Genomic DNA, 23262 nt, shown 5'->3' with positions numbered 1-23262 from the left:
TCGTCTTTCCCTGTTGATTACAATAGCCCTGGCTTATGACGTTTCACAACACTTCGGGCGGAATACCGCCCGCATATTGTGAAAATATTTATCTTACTGACGCACCAGCCGTCCGGTAGCAGGCACAAAATCGGTATTGGTGCGCCACGGGTTGATATCCAGACCGCCGCGGCGGGTATAGCGGGCGTACACGCTGAGCTTTTCTGGCCGGCAGAAACGCTGAATATCGTTAAAGATACGCTCCACGCACTGCTCGTGAAACTCGTTGTGATGGCGGAACGACACCAGGTAACGCAGCAGCTTTTCCCGGTCAATTTTCGGGCCGCGATACTGAATCTGAACGGAGCCCCAGTCCGGCTGGTGGGTGATAAGGCAGTTGGATTTCAGCAGATGGCTGACCAGCGTCTCTTCCACGATCTTTCCGCTCGCCGCGTTTTCGAGGTAGTCGGCGCTGAATTCGTAGCTCTCTATCTCAATATCCTGGTCGTCGATGCAGGTGCCGTGGAAATGGGCGATGGGCTGCCCCTCCAGTTCATGCAGACGGTATAACGAGACGGACACGTCCCCCTGCGCGCAGGCGCGTAAATCCCGCTCAAGGGTCTGCTGAACGTCGTCCCAGCTGTTGAATCGGGTCTGGTTGAAGCTGTTGAGATAGAGCTTGAAGCTTTTGGACTCGACCAGGTTCACGCTGGCGTAGTCCAGCTCAACGTGGCCCACGGCGACCTGCGGCAGACCGCGCGCGTTCAGCCAGGAGAGTTCATACAGCGTCCAGATGTCGCCGCCGACAAACGGCAGCGCGTCGGCGTGCAGTCCGAGCGGATCGCGGTTCAGGCTGCGCGGCACGCCCTGAAGCAGGCTTGCGTCGTAGGTGTCGCGGTAATCGGTCGATTTACCCAGCGTTAAGCCCGTTAACGCCTGATGATTTTCGTAAGACATGTTTCATAGCCACTTTACAGGTACACTTAAGGGCTGAGTTTATCCTGTCTTACAAGAAGAGAGAAATCGGTGGATATCGAAACTGCAAATGCCCTGACAACCTTCACGACCCGCTATTGCGATGCCTGGCATGAAAAGCAGGGGACGTGGCCGCAAAGTACCGAACTGCATGGCGTGCCGTCACCGTGCATTATCTCTTCACAGGATGATTACGTTATCTGGCAGCCGAAACCGTTTACCGGCGAGCAGAACGTAAAGGCGGTTGAACGCGCCATGGACATTGTGATACAACCTGCGCTTCATGCGTTTTATACCACGCAGCTTGCCGGGGATATGAGCGCATGCTTTGCTGAGCAGCCGCTGACGCTGCTGCAAACCTGGAGCGAGGACGATCTCCAGCGCGTTCAGGAAAACCTCATCGGTCACCTGGTCACGCAAAAACGCCTTAAGCTCTCTCCGACTCTCTTTATTGCGACGCTCGACAGTGAACTGGACGTTATTTCCGTCTGCAATCTGTCTGGCGAGGTCATTAAAGAGACGCTCGGCACCCGCAATCGCGATGTTCTCGCGCCTTCCCTTGCGGATTTCCTTAACCGACTTGAGCCGCTTCTGTAATCCATGATGCTACTGTGTGTGTGAGAGATCTCTTACACGCTCTGTGAGACATCGCCGAAACAATTAGTATTGTCTTAGGGATTTCAGAATAATATTAACTTCGGTTTCAACAGGTTAGCGCTTTTCTTAAACGATATCCCCCGTTTCGTCTGGCTTACATTGCTTACAGGGTGGGTTGTAAGACGAAGCAGAATAGCGGATTCTATCTCTGTCGACAGGACGCCGACACGAGAAACGAACATCAGGATGATGGCGTTTCTTAACAGGAACACGTCAGGATGACGCCGCAGGAAGGCTTCAGGATGAAGCGAAGTGGAGCACGCAGGATGCGTAAGGGACACCTCCAGGAAGGAGAACGAGAGCCGGTCAGGATGGTCGGTGGGTCAGGATGGCCAGGACGTTTCAGGATGAAACATACGCGTCAGGATGATGTGTGCAGGATGCAAAAGGTAAACGGATGACCAGGCCTTCGGGCATCAGGAAAAGTTGTCACGGATGAGCAGGGAGCACGTATTGTAGCTGGATTGCTGCGAAACGAACCGGGAGCACTGTTTTTACAGTGCTCCCTTTTTTTATTTCTGACTTCCGCAATGCTATGCTTCGCGCCATTCCGTTTTTCAGTTGAGGTTACTATGACGCATCACGATAGCGTTCGTGCACAGCTGCACGCCATCGAAGCCCTTATGCGCCAGCATCAGCTGTGGCAGGATAACGCGCCGCAGCCGGAAGCGTTCGCCAGCACCCAGCCGTTTTGTCTGGATACCCTGGCCCCGTTCGAGTGGCTCCAGTGGGTATTACTTCCGCGCATGCACGCGCTGCTGGAAGGTGGCCACGCGTTGCCACAGTCGTTTGCCGTCTCCCCTTATTACGAAATGGCGCTGGAAGCGACCCACCCGGCGCGCGCAGTGATGCTGGCGGAGCTGGAAAAGCTGGATGCGCTTTTCGCCGGTGACGATGCATGACGCTTGAGATCCTGTATCAGGATGAGTGGCTCGTGGCGGTGAATAAGCCATCCGGCTGGCTGGTGCACAGAAGCTGGCTCGATCGCGATGAGAAGGTCGTGGTCATGCAGACCGTGCGCGATCAGATCGGTCAGCACGTCTTTACCGCCCATCGTCTGGACCGGCCAACCTCCGGCGTGCTGCTGATGGGGCTGTCCAGTGAGGCCGGGCGCCTGCTGGCGCAGCAGTTTGAACAGCACCAGATCCAGAAACGCTACCACGCCATTGCGCGCGGCTGGCTGACGGACGCCGCCACGCTTGATTATCCGCTGGTGGAGGAACTGGATAAAATCGCCGATAAGTTTGCCCGTGATGATAAAGGCCCGCAGCCAGCGGTGACCGATTATCGCGGGATGGCGACCGTCGAGCTGCCGGTGGCGACCGGTAAATTTCCCACCACGCGCTACAGCCTGGTTGAGCTTTTGCCCAAAACCGGGCGCAAGCACCAGCTTCGTCGTCACCTTGCGCACCTGCGCCATCCAATCATCGGCGACAGCAAGCACGGCGATCTGCGCCAGAACCGCAGCGCGGCAGAGCACTTCGGCTGTAACCGGCTGATGCTGCACGCCAGCGAGCTGTGCCTGACGCACCCGTTCACCGGCGAACCGCTGACACTCCGCGCGGGGCTGGACGATGTCTGGATGCAGGCGCTGTCACAGTTTGGCTGGCTGGGACAACTCCCCGAAAATGAAAGGGTTGAGTTTGCCGCGGGCAACGTTCAGGATGAACGGCAGGCGCAATAATTACGGGAGCAAAGCATGGCTGAAGTAGGCATTTTTGTCGGCACGATGTACGGCAACTCGCTGCTGGTGGCGGAGGAAGCGGAAGCGATCCTCGCAAATCAGGGCCATAAGGCGACGGTCTATGAAGATCCGCAGCTGGAGGACTGGGAAAAATACAAAGACAACTACATCCTCATCGTGACGTCTACCACGGGGCAGGGCGATCTGCCGGACAGCATCATGCCGCTTTTCCAGGGGATAAAAGATCGGCTTGGCTACCAGCCAGACGTGCGTTACGGCATCATCGCGCTGGGTGACAGCTCCTATGCTAACTTCTGCGGCGGCGGCAAGCAGTTCGACGCGCTGTTGCAGGAACAGAGCGCTCAGCGCGTCGGCGAAATGTTGCTGATTGATGCCGGTGAGCATCCTGAACCAGAAAGCGAGTCAAATCCGTGGGTTGAACGCTGGGCAACCCTGCTGAAATAACCCTGACGATACGACACGCAGGCCGGGTAAGGCGTAGCCGCTACCCGGCCATACCGCCCGTCCCAAACCCCAATTCCGTGAACCACCTTCCACTTCCTTGGGCTTATGCCATAAACAACCTCTCACACACCCTTCAATACTGTGTTTTTGCACGGTGAGAGAACGCGTCACTCCTTCATATACTTTTCCCGTCACTATAAAACGGCTCAAGGCCGTACCAAAACGATCCAATACAACTCTCTCATTCTGATTACCCTACAGGTGCCGTACAGAATGAACCAGGCGAAAGCTATGATTCAGGAGTGCAACTATGAGTACATTAAGCCAGGCGGCGAGCAGCGCTGAAAAGCGCACCAATGCTCGCTACTGGATAGTGGTGATGCTGTTTATCGTCACATCCTTTAACTACGGCGACCGCGCGACGCTGTCGATTGCCGGTTCTGAAATGGCAAAAGATATCGGGCTCGATCCGGTTGGTATGGGTTATGTTTTCTCCGCGTTTTCATGGGCCTATGTTATCGGCCAAATTCCTGGCGGCTGGCTGCTGGACCGCTTCGGCTCCAAGCGGGTCTACTTCTGGTCCATCTTTATCTGGTCGATGTTTACCCTGCTGCAGGGTTTCGTCGATATCTTTAGCGGCTTCGGCATTATCATTGCGCTCTTTACCCTCCGCTTCCTGGTGGGCTTAGCGGAAGCGCCATCCTTCCCCGGTAACAGCCGCATTGTGGCAGCCTGGTTCCCGGCGCAGGAGAGGGGAACGGCGGTAGCCATCTTCAACTCGGCGCAATACTTCGCGACGGTTATTTTCGCCCCAATCATGGGCTGGCTGACGCACGAGGTGGGCTGGTCACACGTCTTCTTCTTCATGGGTGGACTGGGGATCGTTATCAGCTTTGTCTGGCTGAAAGTGATCCACGAACCGAACCAGCACCCGGGCGTGAATAAGAAAGAGCTGGACTACATTGCTGAAGGCGGGGCGCTGATCAACATGGATCAGAAAACCCAAAAAGCCAAAGTTCCGTTCAGCCAGAAATGGGCGCAGATCAAACAGCTCGTCGGCACACGCATGATGATCGGTATCTATCTCGGCCAGTACTGCATCAACGCCTTGACCTACTTCTTCATCACCTGGTTCCCGGTTTACCTGGTGCAGGCGCGCGGCATGTCGATTCTGAAGGCGGGCTTCGTCGCCTCCGTTCCGGCCATCTGCGGTTTCGTGGGTGGTGTGCTCGGCGGGGTCATTTCCGACTGGCTGATGCGCCGTACCGGTTCGCTGAATATTGCGCGTAAAACGCCAATCGTGCTCGGCATGCTGCTCTCCATGACCATGGTGTTCTGCAACTACGTCAGCGCGGAGTGGATGATCATCGGCTTTATGGCGATGGCCTTCTTCGGTAAAGGCATTGGCGCGCTGGGCTGGGCGGTGATGGCAGATACCGCGCCGAAAGAGATCAGCGGCCTGAGCGGCGGCCTGTTCAACATGTTTGGCAACATTTCCGGCATTGTCACCCCAATCGCGATCGGCTACATCGTCGGCACCACCGGCTCCTTCAATGGCGCGCTGATTTACGTTGGTGTCCATGCGCTGGTAGCGGTGCTCAGCTATCTGGTACTGGTGGGCGACATCAAGCGTATCGAACTCAAACCTGTCGTGGAGCGCGGATGATGACAACGCAATCAAGCCCGGTCATCACTGAGATGAAGGTTATCCCGGTGGCGGGGCAGGACAGCATGCTGCTCAACATTGGGGGCGCGCATAACGCCTGGTTTACCCGTAATATCGTGGTGCTGACCGACAGCGCAGGCAATACCGGCGTGGGTGAAGCGCCGGGCGGAGAGGTGATTTACCAGACGCTGGTCGATGCCGTCCCGCAGGTGGTTGGGCAGGAAATCGCCCGCCTGAATAAGGTGGTTCAGCGAGTGCACAAGGGTAACCAGTCGGCGGATTTTGACACCTTCGGAAAAGGCGCCTGGACGTTTGAGCTGCGCGTTAACGCGGTGGCGGCCCTGGAGGCGGCTCTCCTCGATTTACTCGGCAAGGCGCTGAACGTGCCGGTCTGCGAGCTGCTGGGGCCTGGCAAACAGCGTGATGCGGTAACGGTGCTGGGCTATCTGTTCTATGTTGGCGACCGGACGAAAACCGATCTGCCGTATCTGGAGCGCTCGCCGGGCAGCCACGAGTGGTATCACCTGCGTCACCAGGAGGCGCTTTCGGCCGACGCGGTAGTGCGCCTGGCGGAAGCGGCGCAGGATCGCTACGGCTTTAAGGACTTCAAGCTGAAAGGCGGCGTCCTGCCGGGCGAGCAGGAGATTGACAGCGTGCGCGCGTTGAAAAAGCGTTTTCCGGAGGCGCGCATCACCGTCGATCCGAACGGCGCATGGCTGCTGGATGAAGCCATCGCGCTGTGTAAAGGGCTGGGCGACGTGCTGACCTACGCGGAAGACCCGTGCGGCGCGGAGCAGGGTTTCTCCGGCCGCGAAGTGATGGCGGAGTTCCGACGCGCCACCGGGCTGCCGGTCGCGACCAATATGATCGCCACCAACTGGCGCGAAATGGGCCATGCGGTGATGCTGAATGCGGTGGACATTCCGCTGGCGGACCCGCACTTCTGGACCCTTTCCGGCGCGGTGCGCGTGGCGCAGCTGTGCGATGACTGGGGGCTCACCTGGGGCTGCCACTCCAATAACCATTTCGACATTTCGCTGGCGATGTTTACCCACGTTGGCGCGGCGGCACCGGGCAACCCGACCGCCATTGATACGCACTGGATCTGGCAGGAAGGCGAAGCGCGCCTGACCAGGAATCCACTTGAAATCAAAAACGGCAGCATCGCCGTACCGGATGCGCCGGGGCTGGGCGTGGAGCTTGACTGGGATCGGATCCACAAGGCGCATGAAGCGTATAAAAAACTGCCGGGCGGCGCGCGCAACGACGCGGGCCCGATGCAGTACCTTATCCCCGGCTGGACATTTGACCGTAAGCGCCCTGTTTTTGGACGTCACTGATAAAAGGATCGAACGATGAGCACTTTTTCTACCCCTGTAGTCACCTCCATGCAGATTATCCCCGTCGCGGGACATGACAGCATGTTGATGAACCTGAGCGGCGCTCACGCGCCGTTCTTCACCCGCAATATTGTGGTGATCAAGGACAACTCCGGGCACACCGGTGTGGGTGAAATCCCGGGCGGGGAGAAGATCCGTAAAACGCTGGAAGACGCCGTTCCGCTGGTGGTGGGCAAAACGCTGGGGGAATACAAAAACGTTCTGAACAGCGTGCGTAACACCTTTGCCGATCGCGATGCGGGCGGTCGTGGTCTGCAAACGTTTGACCTGCGTACCACCATTCACGTGGTGACGGGCATCGAAGCCGCAATGCTGGATCTGTTAGGCCAGCATCTGGGCGTCAACGTCGCATCCCTGCTGGGTGACGGCCAGCAGCGTAATGAAGTGGAGATGCTCGGTTACCTGTTCTTTATCGGCAACCGCAAGCTGACCCCGCTGCCGTACCAGAGCCAGCCGGACGAAAAATGCGACTGGTACCGGGTACGCCACGATGAAGCGATGACCCCGGACGCGGTGGTGCGCCTGGCAGAAGCCGCGTATGAAAAATACGGCTTTAATGACTTCAAGCTGAAAGGCGGCGTGCTGGCCGGTGAGGAAGAAGCGGAGGCAATCGCCGCGCTGGCGAAGCGCTTCCCGCAGGCGCGCGTGACGCTGGATCCGAACGGTGCCTGGTCCCTTGATGAAGCCATCAAAATAGGTAAGCAGCTAAAAGGCGTGCTGGCCTACGCGGAAGATCCGTGCGGCGCAGAGCAGGGTTACTCCGGGCGTGAGGTTATGGCGGAGTTCCGTCGCGCCACCGGACTGCCAACCGCCACCAACATGATCGCGACCGACTGGCGTCAGATGGGGCATACGCTCTCCCTGCAGTCGGTGGATATCCCGCTGGCAGATCCGCACTTCTGGACGATGCAGGGCTCGGTTCGCGTGGCGCAGATGTGCCACGAGTTTGGTCTGACCTGGGGCTCGCACTCCAACAACCACTTCGACATCTCGCTGGCGATGTTCACCCACGTGGCGGCCGCTGCGCCGGGCAAGATCACCGCAATTGATACCCACTGGATCTGGCAGGAGGGCAACCAGCGCCTGACCAAACGGCCATTTGAGATCAAAGGCGGCATGGTGCAGGTTCCTTCCACGCCGGGCCTGGGCGTTGAGCTGGATATGGATCAGGTCATGAAAGCACATGAGCTGTATCAGAAACACGGGCTGGGCGCGCGTGACGATGCGCTGGCAATGCAGTACCTGATCCCTGAGTGGGCATTCGACAATAAACGTCCGTGCATGGTACGATAAGCGCATTGGGACCGCTCCCACAAGCGGTCCCTTACGTGGTGTATGCTTAACGTAACTAACATGCGTAAGGATGGCTTATGAAAATTGTAATCGCTCCGGACTCGTATAAGGAAAGCTTGAGCGCGCTTGAGGTGGCGACAGCGATAGAGGACGGTTTTCGCGAAATTTTCCCGTCAGCTGACTATGTCAAATTGCCGGTTGCCGACGGCGGCGAAGGGACGGTAGACGCCATGGTGGCAGCCACTCATGGGCGCATTGTCCATGTTCCCGTCACCGGTCCCCTGGGTGAACGTGTCGAGGGGTTCTTCGGCTTATCCGGAGACGGTAAAAGCGCGTTTATCGAGATGGCGGCGGCGAGCGGTCTGGAGCTGGTGCCTCCCGCCAGGCGTAACCCGCTGGTCACCACCTCGTGGGGGACCGGCGAGCTCATCCGTCATGCGCTTGACGCAGGCGTTAAGCATATCATTATTGGCATTGGCGGCAGCGCGACCAACGACGGCGGCGCGGGCATGGTGCAGGCGCTGGGCGTAAAACTGCTGGATGCCAGCGGGCAGCCGGTAGGGCCGGGCGGCGGCGAACTGGCACGCCTTACGCATATTGACGTGGGCGGGCTGGATAAGCGGCTGACCGCGTGTCGAATTGAAGTGGCCTGTGATGTGACCAATCCCCTGATCGGTGAAGCCGGCGCCTCAGCGGTATTTGGCCCGCAGAAAGGGGCGACGCCGGAAATGATCGGGACGCTGGATAACGCGCTTGCCCATTACGCACAGATCATCGCCCGGGATCTGGATATTGACGTCTTAAACCTCGCGGGCGGCGGCGCGGCGGGCGGAATGGGCGCCGCGCTGTATGCATTTTGCGGCGCGCAGCTGCGTCAGGGCATTGAGATTGTCACTGATGCGCTGCATCTTGATGAACAGGTTGCGAACGCCGATCTGGTGATCACCGGTGAAGGCCGCATCGACAGCCAGACGATCCACGGCAAGGTGCCCGTTGGCGTGGCGCGAGTCGCGAAACGCTATAACAAACCGGTTATCGGCATTGCTGGCAGCCTGACGGCGGACGTTGGCGTGGTGCACGAGCACGGGCTGGATGCCGTATTCAGTGTGATATACACCATCTGTTCTCTGGAAGATGCGCTGGAAAATGCGCAACGGAACGTGCAGCTGGCCGCACGAAATATTGCGGCGGTGCTGAAAATGGGGCAGGGGATGTAGTTTCCCCTCACCCAGACCCTCTCCCCAAAGGGGCGAGGGGAGTGTTGGTGCGGCCTTTATCCTTTGCCCTGAGGCCTCACCAGCGCTAGTTCCCTAATACCTTCATCGCTTCCCGCGTCACATTGTCCATCTCGTCCAGCAGCTCCAGGAACTCCGGTTCAAGCTCTGACTCTGGCGTTCCCGCGCGTAGCTGCTGCTCAAGCAGCTGGCAGAGATTTTTCAGCCGCGGTACGCCGCTGTAGCCGCAGCTACCGTGCAGCTTATGAATGGCTTCCAGCAGCCCGTCAGGGTTTTCTCCCACCAGCTGCTCTTCAACCTTGTTCCGTATTTCCGGCAGGAAGTCCACCAGCATTTGCAGCATATCCCTTGCCAGATCGGCTTTGCCCGCCGCCTGGCGCAGCGCCAGCTGCCAGTCGAACGTGGCATTCTGGTTCACGCCGATCTCCGGCGATTCTGCTGAAACGGTGTATGTCCCGCCAATGTGTCCAGGCTTGTAGCGCAGCAGCAGGCTGTGCAGCTTCTCTTCGTCGATCGGTTTCGCCAGATAATCGTTCATGCCCGCACCCAGCAGCTTCTCCTTTTGCCCGGCCATCGCGTGCGCCGTCACGGCAATCACCGGCGTCTGCTGCTGGTGCGGAAGCTGGCGGATAAGCTCACAGGCGCGGATGCCGTCCATTCCCGGCATCTGAATATCCATCAGGATTAGGTCGAACTGCATCTGTTTGGCCTGTTCAACGGCTTCGGCACCGTTGGTACACAGCTCCACGTGCTGAACCTGATCCTCAAGCAGCACGCCAATCAGCTTCAGGTTTGCCGGGTTGTCGTCTACTGCCATCACCGTCATCGGGAGCTTGTGCTCATCGTTCGCCGGCAGAAGGGGCTGGTGCGTCAGGCGACAATACTCGGTCAACGCAGGCAGCAGCCGGGTTGCGGTGAGCGGTTTCAGCAGACACGCCGCCGCCCCGTCGTTTTTCAGCTCTTCGGCATTGATTTGCGCGTGACACGGCAGGGCCAGCAACAGGTAGTCCGTCATGGAAGCCGCCTTCGCCAGGCGCTCCTGCTGCATGGTCAGCTCGCCGGTAAACGTCACCGGAATACCCATCAGCAGGATATCGTAATGATCGCTCGCCAGCGCGGAGAAGGTCGGGCTGTAGACCACCTCCAGCGGCGTAGTGCTCAACACATCCAGCGTGCACTGCGCCGCGGCGGCGTTAGGTTCCACATAGGCCAGACGCATCCCTTTCAGGCAGTCGGTGACCGGTCCGTCGGTCTGCACGTTCGGGTTAAGATCGAGATTGATATGGAACCAGAAGGTTGAGCCCCGGTTAGGCTGGCTGTGGAAGGAGATATCGCCCCCCATCTCTTTCACCAGTTTTTGGGTGATCACCAGCCCCAGGCCCGTTCCGCCGTGGCGACGGGAAATGCTCGCATCGGCCTGGCGGAAAGCCTGGAACAGACGCGACTGATCGCGCTCCGGTATGCCAATACCGGTATCGCGGATCTGCACTTCTATCTGGACCTTATTATTACTGAGCGCCCGTTTTTCGACCAGGATGTCAATATTGCCGCTCTCGGTGAACTTAATCGCGTTGCCCACCAGATTGGTAATAACCTGCTGCAGGCGCAGCGGGTCGCCAATGACGTTATCCGGCACGTCGTTTTTGATATTGAGCGTCAGCTCCAGCCCTTTATCGTGCGAGGAGTGAGCAAGCAGCGTGACCACGTCATCCAGCGTGCTGCGCAGCGGGAACGGGATGCTTTCCAGAATCAGCTTGCCCGCTTCCAGCTTCGAAAAGTCCAGCACGTCGTTAATAATGGTCAGCAGGTTATTGGCCGAGCGCTCAATGGTATGCAGGTGGTCACGCTGGGTCGGATTCAGCTCGCTTTTGAGCGTCAGGCGGGTAAAGCCAATCACCCCGTTAAGCGGCGTACGCAACTCGTGCGACATGTTCGCCAGGAACTCAGACTTAATGCGCGCCGCCTCCTGCGCGCGTTTTTTCGCCAGATCCAGCTCCACGTTCTGGATCTCCATCTGCTCCAGCGTTTCACGCAGGTCCGACGTGGCCTGGTCAACGTTGTGCTGCATCTCTTCGTGATAGGCCGCCAGCGACATTGCCATTGAGTTGATGCCGTTTTTCAGCATATCCAGTTCGCCGAGCATAAAGCCTTCTACGCGGCTGTCGAGCTGGCCGCGGCGTATCCGGTCAACGGTATTCACCATGTTGCGGATAGGTCCCGTGACGTCGCGCATCAGTCGCCAGCCGAAAATCAGCGCGATACCGATACAAAAGAGCATCATCACGCCGGAAATGAATATTTCTTTGTACTGCTGGAGACGCACCGACTTGAGATCCAGCTCCAGCGCCACATATCCCAGCATATTGTTGCTGGACTTGGCATCGGACTGGGCGGATTCATCAGGTGAATAGCTTTCCGAGACGATCGGCGTACGCAGGATCATGATATCGCCGCGCCGAAGAACCGTGAGATGGCGCGGGAAGGGGGTACCTTCCGGGATTTTCAGCGACGTGGGATCGAGATGAAAATTCGAGGTCACGAACAGCCGGTTATGCTCATCGTAAACGGAAATGGCGCGGACAATCTCTGAATGCCGGCGGTGCAGCACGCTGATTAACTGACCAATGGATTCGCGGTTTTGCAGGTTCATGCCGTACTCGCTGGAGACGGCCAGCGGTTCGATAATGCTGGCACCGGCATCTTCAAGCTGCCTCTGCAGATCGTTATAGCGGTGCACCACAAAGAAGATGCTCAGCAGCAAACCGATAAGAACGGTAGGAGCGAGGATCAAAATCATCATGCGCGCGCGCAGGCTGTAGTTGGTCATGGAGTTCCGTTATGGGACAATCAGGCTAATTATGTTTATTTGAGAAAAATCTCGGCGATGGCGCAATTCTACTCTGCAAAACGACGCGTGACGACGCGTCAGATCATAACTGTTGAAGCCACGGACCTCGATCCTTTCGGACAGGGTGTGGCGCGTCACAATGGTAAGACTCTGTTTATCACAGGTTTGCTGCCGGGTGAACGAGCAGAAATTACGCTGACGGAAGACAAACGCCAGTACGCGCGCGGCCAGGTCAAGCGCCGTCTTGGTGATAGCCCGGATCGCGTAACGCCTCGCTGCCCCCATTTTGGCGTCTGCGGCGGCTGTCAGCAACAGCATGCCAGCACAGAATTACAGCAAAAAAGTAAAAGCAGCGCGCTGGCTCGCCTGCTAAAACACGACGTCAGTGACGTTGTTGCTGACCAGCCGTGGGGCTACCGCCGCCGCGCTCGCCTGAGCCTCAGCTATCAGCCAAAAACCGGGCGGCTGGAGATGGGTTTTCGTAAAGCCGGCTCCAGCGATATCGTCAATATCGCGCGTTGCCCTGTTTTGGTGCCCCATCTTGAGGCACTGCTTCCGGACGTGCACCACTGTCTTGCATCGCTGGATGGCGTGCGTTCGCTGGGCCATGTCGAACTGGTGCTGGCAAACAACGGTCCGCTGATGGTGCTGCGCCATACCGCGCCGCTGTCGAAGAAAGATCGCGAAAAACTGGAACGCTTTTCGCATTCTCACGAGCTTGCGCTTTTCCTCGCGCCGCAGAGCGAGATACTTGAGCAGGTAACGGGAGAAGCCCCCTGGTATGCGTCAGACGGGCTACGCTTAACGTTCAGCCCGCGGGATTTTATCCAGGTTAACGACGGCGTAAACCAGCAGATGGTAGCAAACGCGCTGGCGTGGCTTGACGTACAGCCAACCGATCGGGTGCTCGATCTGTTCTGCGGTATGGGGAACTTCACCCTGCCGCTGGCCCGCAGAGCAGAGAGCGTAGTCGGGGTGGAGGGCGTTGAGGCGCTGGTGGCGAAAGGCCAGGAGAACGCCCAACAGAACGGGTTGCAAAATGTGACATTCTTTCATCAAAATCTGGAGGAAGATGTCACGCAGCAACCGTGGGCTAAGCAGGGCTTCGATAAGATCCTGCTCGATCCGGCGCGCGCGGGTGCGCCGGGCGTGATGCAACATATAATTAAACTCGCGCCTGAACGCGTGGTCTATGTTTCCTGTAATCCGGCGACGCTTGCCCGGGACAGTGAAGCATTATTGAGCGGGGGTTACCAGATTCGGCGTCTGGCAATGCTGGACATGTTCCCGCACACTGGACATCTGGAATCGATGGTGTTGTTTGAGCACATCTAATGAGTATGGCTTGTCGACTTCGACAGGCCCTTGTCCCTAAAGGAGAGGACGATGGTTGCGGTAAGAAGTGCACATTTAAATAAAGCTGGTGAGTTTGACCCTCAAAAATGGATCGCAAGTCTGGGGATTTCCAGCCAGCAGTCGTGTGAACGCTTAACCGAAACCTGGGCCTATTGTTTACGGACTACGCAGGGACATCCGGACGCTGAACTGCTGCTGTGGCGCGGCGTGGAGATGGTAGAAATTTTATCCATGCTGAACATGGATATCGAAACGCTGCAGGCCGCGCTGCTGTTCCCGCTTGCGGACGCCGACGTGGTAACCGAAGACGTGCTGCGTGAGAGCGTCGGCCAGCCCGTCGTGGCGCTTATTCACGGCGTACGTGACATGGCCGCCATCCGCCAGCTGAAGGCCGCACAAACGGATTCCGTCTCTTCCGAGCAGGTCGATAACGTTCGCCGCATGCTGCTGGCGATGGTGGATGATTTCCGCTGCGTGGTTATCAAGCTGGCGGAACGTATTGCCCACCTGCGCGAAGTGAAGGATGCGCCGGAAGACGAGCGCGTTCTGGCCGCCAAAGAGTGTACCAACATCTATGCGCCGCTGGCGAACCGCCTGGGTATCGGCCAGCTGAAGTGGGAGCTGGAAGATTACTGCTTCCGCTACCTGCATCCGGCGGAATACAAGCGCATTGCAAAACTGCTGCACGAACGCCGCATCGACCGCGAGCACTATATCGACGAGTTTGTCGGCGGGCTGCGCCAGGCGATGAAAGAGGAGAATGTGCGCGCCGAGGTTTACGGTCGTCCTAAGCACATCTACAGCATCTGGCGCAAAATGCAGAAGAAACATCTCGCCTTTGACGAGCTGTTCGACGTGCGCGCCGTGCGTATTGTGGCGGAACGTTTGCAGGACTGCTACGCCGCGCTGGGGATCGTACACACCCATTTCCGCCATTTGCCGGACGAGTTTGATGACTATGTCGCCAACCCGAAACCGAACGGCTACCAGTCTATTCATACCGTGGTGCTCGGCCCTGGCGGCAAAACGGTGGAAATTCAGATCCGTACCAGGCAGATGCACGAAGACGCCGAGCTGGGCGTGGCCGCGCACTGGAAGTATAAAGAGGGCACCTCCGGCGGCGCTCGCTCTGGTCACGAGGATCGTATCGCCTGGCTGCGTAAGCTGATTGCGTGGCAGGAAGAGATGGCCGACTCTGGCGAAATGCTCGACGAAGTGCGCAGCCAGGTCTTCGACGATCGCGTCTACGTCTTTACTCCGAAAGGGGACGTGGTTGACCTGCCGGCTGGCTCCACGCCGCTTGATTTTGCTTACCACATCCACAGCGACGTGGGGCACCGCTGCATCGGCGCGAAAATTGGCGGGCGCATCGTCCCGTTCACTTACCAGCTGCAGATGGGCGACCAGATTGAAATCATCACCCAGAAGCAGCCGAACCCAAGCCGCGACTGGCTTAACCCGAACCTGGGCTATGTCACCACCAGCCGCGGGCGCTCCAAAATTCACGCCTGGTTCCGTAAGCAGGATCGGGACAAAAATATCCTCGCCGGTCGCCAGATCCTGGACGACGAGCTGGAGCATATCGGGATCAGCCTGAAAGAGGCGGAGAAATTCCTGCTGCCGCGCTACAACTTCAACGAGCTGGACGAGCTGTTGGCGGCGATTGGCGGTGGTGATATCCGGCTGAATCAGATGGTGAACTTCCTGCAGGCGCAGTTCAACAAGCCAAGCGCGGCAGAGCAGGACGCGGCCGCGCTGAAGCAGCTGCAGCAAAAAACCTACGCCCCACAGCAGCGCAGCAAGGACAATGGCCGCGTGGTGGTCGAAGGGGTCGGGAACCTGATGCACCATATCGCCCGCTGCTGCCAGCCGATTCCGGGTGACGATATTGTCGGCTTTATCACTCAGGGGCGCGGGATCTCGATACACCGCTCCGACTGCGATCAGCTTGCCGAACTGCAGTCGCACGCGCCGGAACGCATCGTGGAAGCGGTCTGGGGGGAGAGCTACTCTGCCGGCTACTCGCTGGTGGTCCGCGTTACTGCCAACGACCGCAGCGGTCTGCTGCGCGACATCACGACCATTCTCGCCAACGAGAAGGTCAACGTGCTGGGCGTAGCCAGCCGCAGCGATACCCGCGAGCAGCTTGCCACCATCGATATGACCATCGAAATCTATAACCTGCAGGTGCTGGGCCGCGTGCTCGGCAAGCTGAACCAGGTGCCGGATGTGATTGACGCGCGCCGTCTGCACGGCGGTTAATCCCACGCTTCTGTAGGCCGGGTAAGGCGAGGCCGCCGCCCGGCATTTTTTTATCAGGACAGACTATGACTCAAATCGACCGCCTGCTTGGCATCATGAAACGTCTTCGGGATCCGGAAAACGGCTGCCCGTGGGACAAAGAGCAAACTTTTGCCACCATCGCCCCGTATACCCTTGAAGAAACCTATGAGGTGCTGGACGCGATTTCCCGCGAAGATTTCGACGACCTGCGCGGGGAGCTTGGCGATCTGCTGTTCCAGGTAGTGTTCTACGCGCAGATGGCGCAGGAAGACGGCCGCTTTAACTTTGACGATATCTGCGCCGCCATCAGCGACAAGCTGGAACGGCGTCATCCGCATATCTTTGGCGATGCCACCGCTGGCAACAGTACCGAAGTGCTGGCGCGCTGGGAGCAGATCAAAAGCGCCGAGCGCGCGGAAAAATCCCAGCACTCGGCGCTGGACGATATTCCCCTGAACCTGCCCGCGCTGATGCGCGCGCATAAAATTCAAAAGCGCTGTTCGGCGGTAGGGTTTGACTGGACCTCCCTCGGCCCGGTGCTGGAAAAAGTGCATGAAGAGATCGACGAAGTGATGCACGAAGCGCAGCAGGCCGTGGTGGATGAAGCAAAACTGGAAGAGGAGATGGGCGATCTGCTGTTTGCGACCGTCAACCTTTCGCGCCACCTCGGCGTAAAAGCGGAAACCGCGCTGCAAAAAGCGAACGTGAAATTCGAGCGACGCTTCCGTGAAGTGGAGCGGATTGTGGCCTCGCGCGGCCTCGAAATGAGCGGGATTGACCTCGATGCAATGGAAGAAGTGTGGCAGGAAGTAAAGCGCCAGGAACATGATCTCTAACGGAATTTTGCGATCAAGCGCATTTTGTGTGATTTTTTAAATGACAAGCGCTTGATTTGCGTCAAAAACATTTACCCAAAAGGGGCTATTTTCTCACTCCTTATGTTTGTCATGGCCTGGGAAGGAGACGGAGAATGAAAGTTTGTGGCGCTCGCCGTGTTCGGGTATACTACTTTCCCGTCCTGGTTATTCCATCGTTTCACCCTAACTTCTCAGGTTCAGCATGACAACGAACTATATTTTTGTGACCGGCGGGGTCGTATCCTCTCTGGGTAAAGGCATTGCCGCAGCCTCCCTCGCAGCCATTCTTGAAGCCCGTGGCCTCAATGTGACCATGATGAAACTGGATCCGTATATTAACGTCGATCCTGGCACCATGAGCCCAACCCAACACGGGGAAGTGTTCGTTACTGAAGACGGCGCTGAAACCGATCTGGATCTTGGCCACTACGAGCGTTTCATCCGTACCAAAATGACCCGTCGTAACAACTTTACGACTGGCCGTATCTACTCTGACGTTCTGCGTAAAGAGCGCCGTGGTGACTACCTGGGCGCAACCGTGCAGGTTATCCCCCACATCACCAACGCCATTAAAGAACGTGTTCTTGCCGGTGGCGAAGGGCATGACGTTGTGCTGGTTGAAATCGGCGGTACCGTAGGCGATATCGAATCCCTGCCGTTCCTCGAAGCGATTCGTCAGCTGGCGGTAGATATTGGTCGTGAGCACGCGCTGTTCATGCACCTGACGCTGGTGCCTTACATGGCGGCAGCGGGTGAAGTGAAAACCAAACCGACCCAGCACTCTGTTAAAGAGCTGCTTTCCATCGGTATTCAGCCTGACATCCTGGTTTGCCGTTCCGATCGCGCGATTCCGGCGAACGAACGTGCGAAAATTGCATTGTTCTGTAACGTGCCTGAAAAAGCCGTTATTTCAATGAAAGATGTCGATTCCATTTATAAAATCCCGGGCCTGTTGAAATCACAGGGTCTGGACGATTATATTTGTAAACGATTCAGCTTGAACTGTCCGGAAGCTAACCTGTCTGAATGGGAACAGGTGATTTACGAAGAAGCCAATCCGGGCGGTGAAGTGACTATCGGTATGGTCGGTAAGTACATTGAACTGCCGGACGCCTATAAGTCAGTTATCGAAGCGCTGAAGCACGGTGGTCTGAAGAATCGCGTCTCCGTTAACATCAAGCTGATTGATTCGCAGGATGTTGAAACGCGCGGCGTCGAAATTCTGAAAGATCTGGACGCTATTCTCATCCCTGGCGGCTTCGGCTACCGTGGTGTTGAGGGCAAGATCGCCACTGCACGCTATGCGCGTGAAAACAATATTCCATACCTCGGTATCTGCCTGGGTATGCAGGTTGCGCTGATTGAATTTGCGCGCAACGTAGCGGGAATGGAAAACGCGAACTCTACGGAATTTGTGCCAGACTGTAAGTACCCTGTAGTGGCGCTGATTACGGAATGGCGCGACGAAGACGGTAACGTCGAAGTCCGTACCGAGAAGAGCGATCTGGGTGGCACCATGCGTCTTGGCGCACAGGCCTGCCAGCTGTCCGACGATAGCGTGGTTCGCAAGCTTTACGGCGAGCCGGTCATCACCGAGCGCCATCGTCACCGCTATGAAGTCAACAACATGTTGTTGAAACAAATTGAAGCGGCGGGTCTGCGTGTTGCTGGCCGCTCCGGGGACGATCAGTTAGTCGAGATCATCGAGGTGCCTAACCATCCGTGGTTCGTTGCCTGCCAATTCCACCCGGAATTTACTTCAACGCCGCGTGACGGACATCCGCTGTTTGCAGGCTTCGTGAAAGCCGCCAGCGAGTACCAGAAGCGCCAGGCGAAGTAAAAAAAGTTAGAACGGCAACGCGTACCCCTGGTACGCGTTGTTTGTCTGGAGTTTTAGTTTAACTTGTACTGAGGAAAATCTAATGTCCAAAATCGTTAAAGTCATCGGTCGTGAAATCATCGACTCCCGTGGTAATCCGACCGTTGAAGCCGAAGTTCATCTGGAAGGTGGTTTCGTCGGTATGGCAGCTGCTCCATCAGGTGCTTCTACTGGTTCCCGCGAAGCGCTGGAACTGCGTGACGGCGACAAATCCCGTTTCATGGGCAAAGGCGTACTGAAAGCGGTTGGCGCTGTTAACGGTCCTATTGCTCAGGCTATCGTTGGCAAAGATGCCAAAGATCAGGCTGGCATCGACAAGATCATGATCGATCTGGACGGTACTGAAAACAAATCTAACTTCGGTGCGAACGCAATCCTGGCGGTTTCCCTGGCGAACGCCAAAGCAGCAGCGGCTGCTAAAGGTATGCCACTGTTCGAGCACATCGCTGAACTGAACGGCACCCCAGGCAAATACTCCATGCCTGTACCAATGATGAACATCATCAACGGTGGTGAGCACGCAGACAACAACGTTGATATTCAGGAATTCATGATTCAGCCAGTTGGCGCGAAAACCCTGAAAGAAGCAGTACGTATGGGTTCTGAAGTGTTCCACAACCTGGCTAAAGTTCTGAAAGCTAAAGGCATGAACACTGCCGTTGGTGACGAAGGTGGCTACGCGCCAAACCTGGGTTCTAACGCAGAAGCACTGGCTGTTATCGCTGAAGCGGTTAAAGCAGCAGGCTACGAGCTGGGCAAAGACATCACTCTGGCGATGGACTGCGCAGCATCTGAATTCTACAAAGACGGTAAATACGTTCTGGCTGGCGAAGGCAACAAAGCGTTCACCTCCGAAGAGTTCACTCACTTCCTGGAAGACCTGACCAAACAGTACCCAATCGTTTCTATCGAAGACGGTCTGGACGAGTCTGACTGGGATGGTTTCGCATACCAGACCAAAGTACTGGGCGACAAAATCCAGCTGGTTGGTGACGATCTGTTCGTAACCAACACCAAGATCCTGAAAGAAGGCATCGAGAAAGGCATCGTTAACTCCATCCTGATCAAATTCAACCAGATCGGCTCTCTGACCGAAACCCTGGCTGCGATCAAAATGGCGAAAGACGCTGGCTACACCGCTGTTATCTCTCACCGTTCTGGCGAAACTGAAGATGCAACCATCGCTGACCTGGCTGTAGGTACCGCAGCAGGCCAGATCAAAACTGGTTCTATGAGCCGTTCTGATCGCGTTGCTAAATACAACCAGCTCATTCGTATCGAAGAAGCGCTGGGCGAAAAAGCACCATACAACGGTCGTAAAGAGATCAAAGGTCAGGCATAAGCCTGAGCTTTCGTTTCAATAAAAAAACCCGCTTCGGCGGGTTTTTTGTTTTCTACAACAGAAGCGGCAGCGTCGCGCTGGCCGTTTGCTGACTCACCTCGCCGTAACGGCCGTCAATGGCAATAAGGGAGGTGGTAAGCAGCTCGATCAGCAGCATGACCCCAACTTTGGCATTGAGCGCGCCCGCGCTCAGCGGCCCCTCTGGTTTTGCCGCAACCAGCTGCATATCGCTCAGGGAAGCCAGCGGGCTGCGTGGCGTATTGCTGAGCGCCAGCACCTGCACGCCGCGCTTGCGGGCAAGCTTCACGACGTGGAGTAAATCGCGGGTTGAGCCCGAACTTGAGATAGCGACCACCAGCGTCTCGTCTGAGAGCGTTGCCGCATTCATGGCCGCGCGATGCATATCGCTGAACAGCTGCGCGGGTTTGCCCAGCCGCAACAGCTTGTAATGCAGATACTCCCCAAGGATCGCGCTGGCGGCCACCCCGTAAATCTGTACCGACCGCGCCTGATGCAGAGCCTGCGCGGCCTTTTCCAGCAGCGCTCTGTCGAGCAGCCGGGCCGTATCCTGCAGAGCCTGCACCGACTCATCCACTACGTTATCAATTTCATCCCCGGCCTGACGAGCGGGCTGGCCCTGCTGAATATCCAGCGCCAGCGCCATTTTAAATTCGTTATATCCCTTACAGCCGAGCGTCCGGCACAGGCGCGTCACGCTGGCCTCGCTGGTTTTACTTTCGCGCGCCAGCTCGGTGATCGTCAGGTACAGCACACGAGCAGGATCGCTGAGAACAAACTCCCCCAGTTTCTGTTGCGTAGGGCTATACCCGGAAGCCTCCTGGCGTAACTTCAGCAGCAGGTTTTCATGGTCTGACATGCTAGATCCTTAATGCGTTTCTCTGCCGACTAGTGTGGCGGAAAGCAGGGGAGGGATGCCAGTGATTTCGAAAAAGTATGATCCGTCTCCTGGTTTTTGATGATAATTTTCAATTTGGTTTTTTAATGTGATAAAAATTTTCATCATTACACCAGGGGATGAAAAAAATGATGCAAATGTTCAGCGGAGCGTCTTCCGGCGGATGGTTTGAAAAAGCGCAGCGCTTCGGCAAATCCTTTATGTTGCCCATCGCCGTTTTGCCGGCGGCGGGGCTTTTACTGGGAATTGGCGGAGCGTTGTCAAATCCCAATACCCTTACGGCCTATCCCTTCTTAAACGTTGGCTGGCTTCAGGCCATCTTCACCATCATGAGCAGTGCGGGTTCGATTGTGTTTGCGAACCTTTCCGTGCTGTTCGCCGTTGGGGTTGCCGTCGGGTTAGCTAAAAATGATAAAGGCACGGCGGGTCTGGCGGCTCTGCTCGCGTTTCTGGTAATGAACGCCACCATCAACGCCCTGCTGATCCTGGCCGGAAAGCTGGCCTCAGAAAATCCGGGGGCAGTGGGGCAGGGGATGACGCTGGGCATTCAGACGCTGGAAACCGGCGTGTTTGGCGGCGTGGTGATTGGCCTTGTGACCTGCGCGCTGCACCATCGGTTTAACAAAATCGCGCTTCCGCAATTTCTGGGCTTCTTTGGCGGCTCGCGCTTTGTGCCGATTATCAGCTCGCTGGCGGCGATACTCGTCGGGGCCCTCATGACCGTCGTCTGGCCGCATTTCCAGAAGCTGATCTTTGGCCTCGGCGGACTGGTAGATGCCACCGGCTATCTGGGCACCCTGCTGTACGGCTTCATCCTGCGCATGCTTGGCCCGTTTGGCCTGCACCACATCTTTTATTTGCCGTTCTGGACCACCGCGCTCGGCGGCAGTGAAATCGTCAACGGTCATCTGGTAGAGGGCACGCAGCGGATCTTCTTCGCCCAGCTCGCCGACCCGAGCACGCAGCACTTCTATGAGGGCACGTCGCGCTTCATGTCCGGGCGCTTTATTACGATGATGTTTGGCCTGCTCGGCGCCTGCCTTGCGATGTACCACACGGCAAAACCAGAGAATAAAAAGCGCGTAGCGGGGCTGCTGCTTTCAGCGGCGTTAACCTCTTTCCTGACGGGCATTACCGAACCCATCGAGTTCTCATTCCTGTTTATCGCCCCGGTGCTTTACGTCATTCATGCGCTGTTTGACGGACTGGCATTTATGCTCGCGCACGTGCTGCACATCACCATCGGACAGACGTTCTCCGGCGGCTTCATTGACTTCGTGCTGTTCGGCATTCTTCAGGGGGAGGCTAAAACCAACTGGATGTTCGTCCCGCTGGTGGGCGTGCCGTGGTTCTTCCTTTACTACTTCACCTTCCGCTATCTGATTAACCGCTTTGATTTCGCCACGCCGGGCCGTGAAAAGGAGGCGGTGGCTGACGCGAATACCTTGCCGCAAAGCGAGCGGGCCGCGGCGGTGATCGCCGGGCTTGGCGGCAGAGAAAACCTGGATGACGTTGATTGCTGCGCCACGCGCCTTCGCGTCACGGTAAGGGATGGTAGCAAAGTCAATGAAGCGGCACTGAAGGCAACCGGCGCGCGCGGCGTTATCGTGCGCGGTAACGGGGTTCAGGTCATTTATGGCCCGCACGTCACAATTATCAAAAACGAAGTGGAAGAGATTTTATCGTAATGAAAACCGTACTGGATACCCTGAAGGGAAAGCTGGTCGTCTCCTGTCAGGCGCTGGAAAACGAACCCTTACACAGCCCGTTTATTATGTCCCGAATGGCGCTGGCGGCGGCGCAGGGTGGTGCCGCCGGGATCCGCGCCAACAGCGTGGTGGACATCGAGGCCATCAAAGGGCTGGTCTCGCTGCCGGTCATCGGCATTATCAAGCGGGACTACCCGGGGAGCGAGGTGTTTATCACCGCGACGATGAAGGAGGTGGATGAGCTGATGGCGGTCGCGCCGGAGCTCATCGCGCTGGATGCCACCGCCCGCAGGCGTCCCGGCGGGGAGTCTCTGGAAGCGCTGATCGCGCAGGTTCGCGCCCGTTACCCTTCGCTGCTGCTGATGGCAGATATTTCCTCCGTGCAGGAGGCCGTGACCGCGCAGGCGCTTGGTTTTGACTGCATCGGGACCACGCTTTACGGCTATACGGCGGAAACGGCGGGCCATTCGCTTCCGGAGAATGACTTCGCGTTCCTGAAAGCGGTGCTGGCAGCCGTTTCGGTTCCGGTGATTGCCGAAGGCAACGTGGACACCCCCGAGCGTGCGGCAAGATGCCTGGCGCTAGGGGCGCATACGGTCGTTGTCGGGGGCGCGATCACCCGCCCACAGCAAATTACCGGGCGTTTTATGGCGGCGATAGGCGCGCAAAGCACCGATGGAGCATGACCATCCGGCAGGGATCTGCGATACTTATCGTT

General features: G+C 57.3%; 18 protein-coding genes. 15 read left to right on the top strand and 3 right to left on the bottom strand.

From position 1 onward, the window contains the following. Nucleotides 1–93: 93 nt before the first annotated feature. A complete protein-coding gene (gene queF, locus OWK27_RS14325; protein ID WP_242171029.1) occupies nucleotides 94–936 on the bottom strand; it encodes an NADPH-dependent 7-cyano-7-deazaguanine reductase QueF in 843 nt (280 codons plus the stop codon). A gap of 69 nt (nucleotides 937–1005) precedes the next feature. On the opposite strand from queF, the gene syd reads away from it, so the two are divergent. From syd to OWK27_RS14285, 8 genes are all read left to right on the top strand, one after another. Then, nucleotides 1006–1551, top strand: coding sequence for a SecY-interacting protein (syd, locus tag OWK27_RS14320; protein ID WP_148421173.1), 546 nt, complete (start codon nucleotides 1006–1008; stop codon nucleotides 1549–1551). Between the two features lie 632 nt (nucleotides 1552–2183). Next, entirely contained in the window at nucleotides 2184–2513 is a 330-nt protein-coding gene (locus tag OWK27_RS14315; RefSeq protein WP_148421175.1) for a YqcC family protein, read from the top strand. After that, nucleotides 2510–3295 carry a tRNA pseudouridine(65) synthase TruC gene (truC, locus tag OWK27_RS14310; protein ID WP_193356104.1) on the top strand — a complete coding sequence of 262 codons (786 nt, stop codon included), beginning with the start codon at nucleotides 2510–2512 and terminating at the stop codon, nucleotides 3293–3295. Before OWK27_RS14315 ends, truC begins: the two co-directional genes overlap by 4 nt. A 15-nt stretch (nucleotides 3296–3310) precedes the next feature. Continuing rightward, the gene (locus OWK27_RS14305) at nucleotides 3311–3760 is read left to right on the top strand and encodes a flavodoxin (RefSeq protein WP_148421179.1); all 450 of its coding nucleotides are present in this window, start codon (nucleotides 3311–3313) and stop codon (nucleotides 3758–3760) included. 310 nt (nucleotides 3761–4070) lie between these two features. Then, on the top strand, nucleotides 4071–5426 hold the full coding sequence (gene gudP, locus OWK27_RS14300) for a galactarate/glucarate/glycerate transporter GudP (protein ID WP_148421181.1): 1356 nt from the start codon (nucleotides 4071–4073) through the stop codon (nucleotides 5424–5426). Then, nucleotides 5426–6766 (top strand): enolase C-terminal domain-like protein, encoded by a 1341-nt coding sequence (locus tag OWK27_RS14295; RefSeq protein ID WP_148421326.1) that lies wholly within the window; start codon nucleotides 5426–5428, stop codon nucleotides 6764–6766. The genes gudP and OWK27_RS14295 overlap by 1 nt, the downstream gene beginning before the upstream one ends. Before the next feature lie 15 nt (nucleotides 6767–6781). Further along, nucleotides 6782–8119, top strand: a complete 1338-nt coding sequence (gudD, locus tag OWK27_RS14290) for a glucarate dehydratase (RefSeq protein ID WP_267590633.1) — start codon at nucleotides 6782–6784, stop codon at nucleotides 8117–8119. Nucleotides 8120–8196: 77 nt separating this feature from the next. Further along, nucleotides 8197–9336 carry a glycerate kinase gene (locus OWK27_RS14285; protein ID WP_267590632.1) on the top strand — a complete coding sequence of 380 codons (1140 nt, stop codon included), beginning with the start codon at nucleotides 8197–8199 and terminating at the stop codon, nucleotides 9334–9336. A gap of 85 nt (nucleotides 9337–9421) precedes the next feature. Here the strand turns inward: OWK27_RS14285 and barA are convergent, their stop codons facing one another. Beyond that, nucleotides 9422–12181, bottom strand: coding sequence for a two-component sensor histidine kinase BarA (gene barA, locus OWK27_RS14280; protein WP_148421187.1), 2760 nt, complete (start codon nucleotides 12179–12181; stop codon nucleotides 9422–9424). 57 nt (nucleotides 12182–12238) lie between these two features. Here barA and rlmD point away from each other — a divergent pair, with 57 nt between their 5' ends. The 5 genes from rlmD to eno all read left to right on the top strand — a co-directional run bounded on the left by rlmD (nucleotide 12239) and on the right by eno (nucleotide 19919). Then, nucleotides 12239–13537, top strand: a complete 1299-nt coding sequence (gene rlmD / locus OWK27_RS14275) for a 23S rRNA (uracil(1939)-C(5))-methyltransferase RlmD (RefSeq protein WP_148421189.1) — start codon at nucleotides 12239–12241, stop codon at nucleotides 13535–13537. Between the two features lie 51 nt (nucleotides 13538–13588). Continuing rightward, the gene (gene relA, locus OWK27_RS14270) at nucleotides 13589–15820 is read left to right on the top strand and encodes a GTP diphosphokinase (protein ID WP_193356100.1); all 2232 of its coding nucleotides are present in this window, start codon (nucleotides 13589–13591) and stop codon (nucleotides 15818–15820) included. Between the two features lie 65 nt (nucleotides 15821–15885). Further along, a complete protein-coding gene (gene mazG, locus OWK27_RS14265) occupies nucleotides 15886–16677 on the top strand; it encodes a nucleoside triphosphate pyrophosphohydrolase (protein WP_267590631.1) in 792 nt (263 codons plus the stop codon). A gap of 223 nt (nucleotides 16678–16900) precedes the next feature. Then, entirely contained in the window at nucleotides 16901–18538 is a 1638-nt protein-coding gene (gene pyrG / locus OWK27_RS14260) for a glutamine hydrolyzing CTP synthase (protein ID WP_003862718.1), read from the top strand. A gap of 82 nt (nucleotides 18539–18620) precedes the next feature. Beyond that, a complete protein-coding gene (gene eno / locus OWK27_RS14255) occupies nucleotides 18621–19919 on the top strand; it encodes a phosphopyruvate hydratase (protein ID WP_006811784.1) in 1299 nt (432 codons plus the stop codon). A 52-nt stretch (nucleotides 19920–19971) separates the two neighbouring features. Here eno and OWK27_RS14250 read toward each other — a convergent pair whose 3' ends face one another. Next, nucleotides 19972–20796: a MurR/RpiR family transcriptional regulator gene (locus OWK27_RS14250; protein ID WP_267590630.1), complete on the bottom strand. Its 825-nt coding sequence runs from the start codon at nucleotides 20794–20796 to the stop codon at nucleotides 19972–19974. A gap of 167 nt (nucleotides 20797–20963) precedes the next feature. Here OWK27_RS14250 and OWK27_RS14245 point away from each other — a divergent pair, with 167 nt between their 5' ends. Beyond that, a complete protein-coding gene (locus OWK27_RS14245) occupies nucleotides 20964–22523 on the top strand; it encodes a maltose/glucose-specific PTS transporter subunit IIC (RefSeq protein WP_267590629.1) in 1560 nt (519 codons plus the stop codon). Further along, a complete protein-coding gene (locus tag OWK27_RS14240; RefSeq protein WP_148421201.1) occupies nucleotides 22523–23230 on the top strand; it encodes an N-acetylmannosamine-6-phosphate 2-epimerase in 708 nt (235 codons plus the stop codon). The genes OWK27_RS14245 and OWK27_RS14240 overlap by 1 nt, the downstream gene beginning before the upstream one ends. The last annotated feature ends 32 nt before the right edge of the window (nucleotides 23231–23262 follow it).

The organism is Enterobacter cloacae complex sp. 2022EL-00788, assembly GCF_026627565.1.
GTDB lineage: Bacteria > Pseudomonadota > Gammaproteobacteria > Enterobacterales > Enterobacteriaceae > Enterobacter > Enterobacter pasteurii.
This window is presented reverse-complemented; position numbering and strand designations above follow the sequence as displayed.

Excerpts from the sequence above, each read along its gene's own strand:
- queF (WP_242171029.1), bottom strand. The coding sequence starts at position 936 with ATGTCTTACGAAAATCATCAGGCGTTAACGGGCTTAACGCTGGGTAAA.
- OWK27_RS14315 (WP_148421175.1), top strand. The coding sequence starts at position 2,184 with ATGACGCATCACGATAGCGTTCGTGCACAGCTGCACGCCATCGAAGCC.
- truC (WP_193356104.1), top strand. The coding sequence starts at position 2,510 with ATGACGCTTGAGATCCTGTATCAGGATGAGTGGCTCGTGGCGGTGAAT.
- OWK27_RS14305 (WP_148421179.1), top strand. The coding sequence starts at position 3,311 with ATGGCTGAAGTAGGCATTTTTGTCGGCACGATGTACGGCAACTCGCTG.
- gudP (WP_148421181.1), top strand. The coding sequence starts at position 4,071 with ATGAGTACATTAAGCCAGGCGGCGAGCAGCGCTGAAAAGCGCACCAAT.
- OWK27_RS14295 (WP_148421326.1), top strand. The coding sequence starts at position 5,426 with ATGACAACGCAATCAAGCCCGGTCATCACTGAGATGAAGGTTATCCCG.
- gudD (WP_267590633.1), top strand. The coding sequence starts at position 6,782 with ATGAGCACTTTTTCTACCCCTGTAGTCACCTCCATGCAGATTATCCCC.
- OWK27_RS14285 (WP_267590632.1), top strand. The coding sequence starts at position 8,197 with ATGAAAATTGTAATCGCTCCGGACTCGTATAAGGAAAGCTTGAGCGCG.
- barA (WP_148421187.1), bottom strand. The coding sequence starts at position 12,181 with ATGACCAACTACAGCCTGCGCGCGCGCATGATGATTTTGATCCTCGCT.
- rlmD (WP_148421189.1), top strand. The coding sequence starts at position 12,239 with ATGGCGCAATTCTACTCTGCAAAACGACGCGTGACGACGCGTCAGATC.
- relA (WP_193356100.1), top strand. The coding sequence starts at position 13,589 with ATGGTTGCGGTAAGAAGTGCACATTTAAATAAAGCTGGTGAGTTTGAC.
- mazG (WP_267590631.1), top strand. The coding sequence starts at position 15,886 with ATGACTCAAATCGACCGCCTGCTTGGCATCATGAAACGTCTTCGGGAT.
- pyrG (WP_003862718.1), top strand. The coding sequence starts at position 16,901 with ATGACAACGAACTATATTTTTGTGACCGGCGGGGTCGTATCCTCTCTG.
- eno (WP_006811784.1), top strand. The coding sequence starts at position 18,621 with ATGTCCAAAATCGTTAAAGTCATCGGTCGTGAAATCATCGACTCCCGT.
- OWK27_RS14250 (WP_267590630.1), bottom strand. The coding sequence starts at position 20,796 with ATGTCAGACCATGAAAACCTGCTGCTGAAGTTACGCCAGGAGGCTTCC.
- OWK27_RS14245 (WP_267590629.1), top strand. The coding sequence starts at position 20,964 with ATGATGCAAATGTTCAGCGGAGCGTCTTCCGGCGGATGGTTTGAAAAA.
- OWK27_RS14240 (WP_148421201.1), top strand. The coding sequence starts at position 22,523 with ATGAAAACCGTACTGGATACCCTGAAGGGAAAGCTGGTCGTCTCCTGT.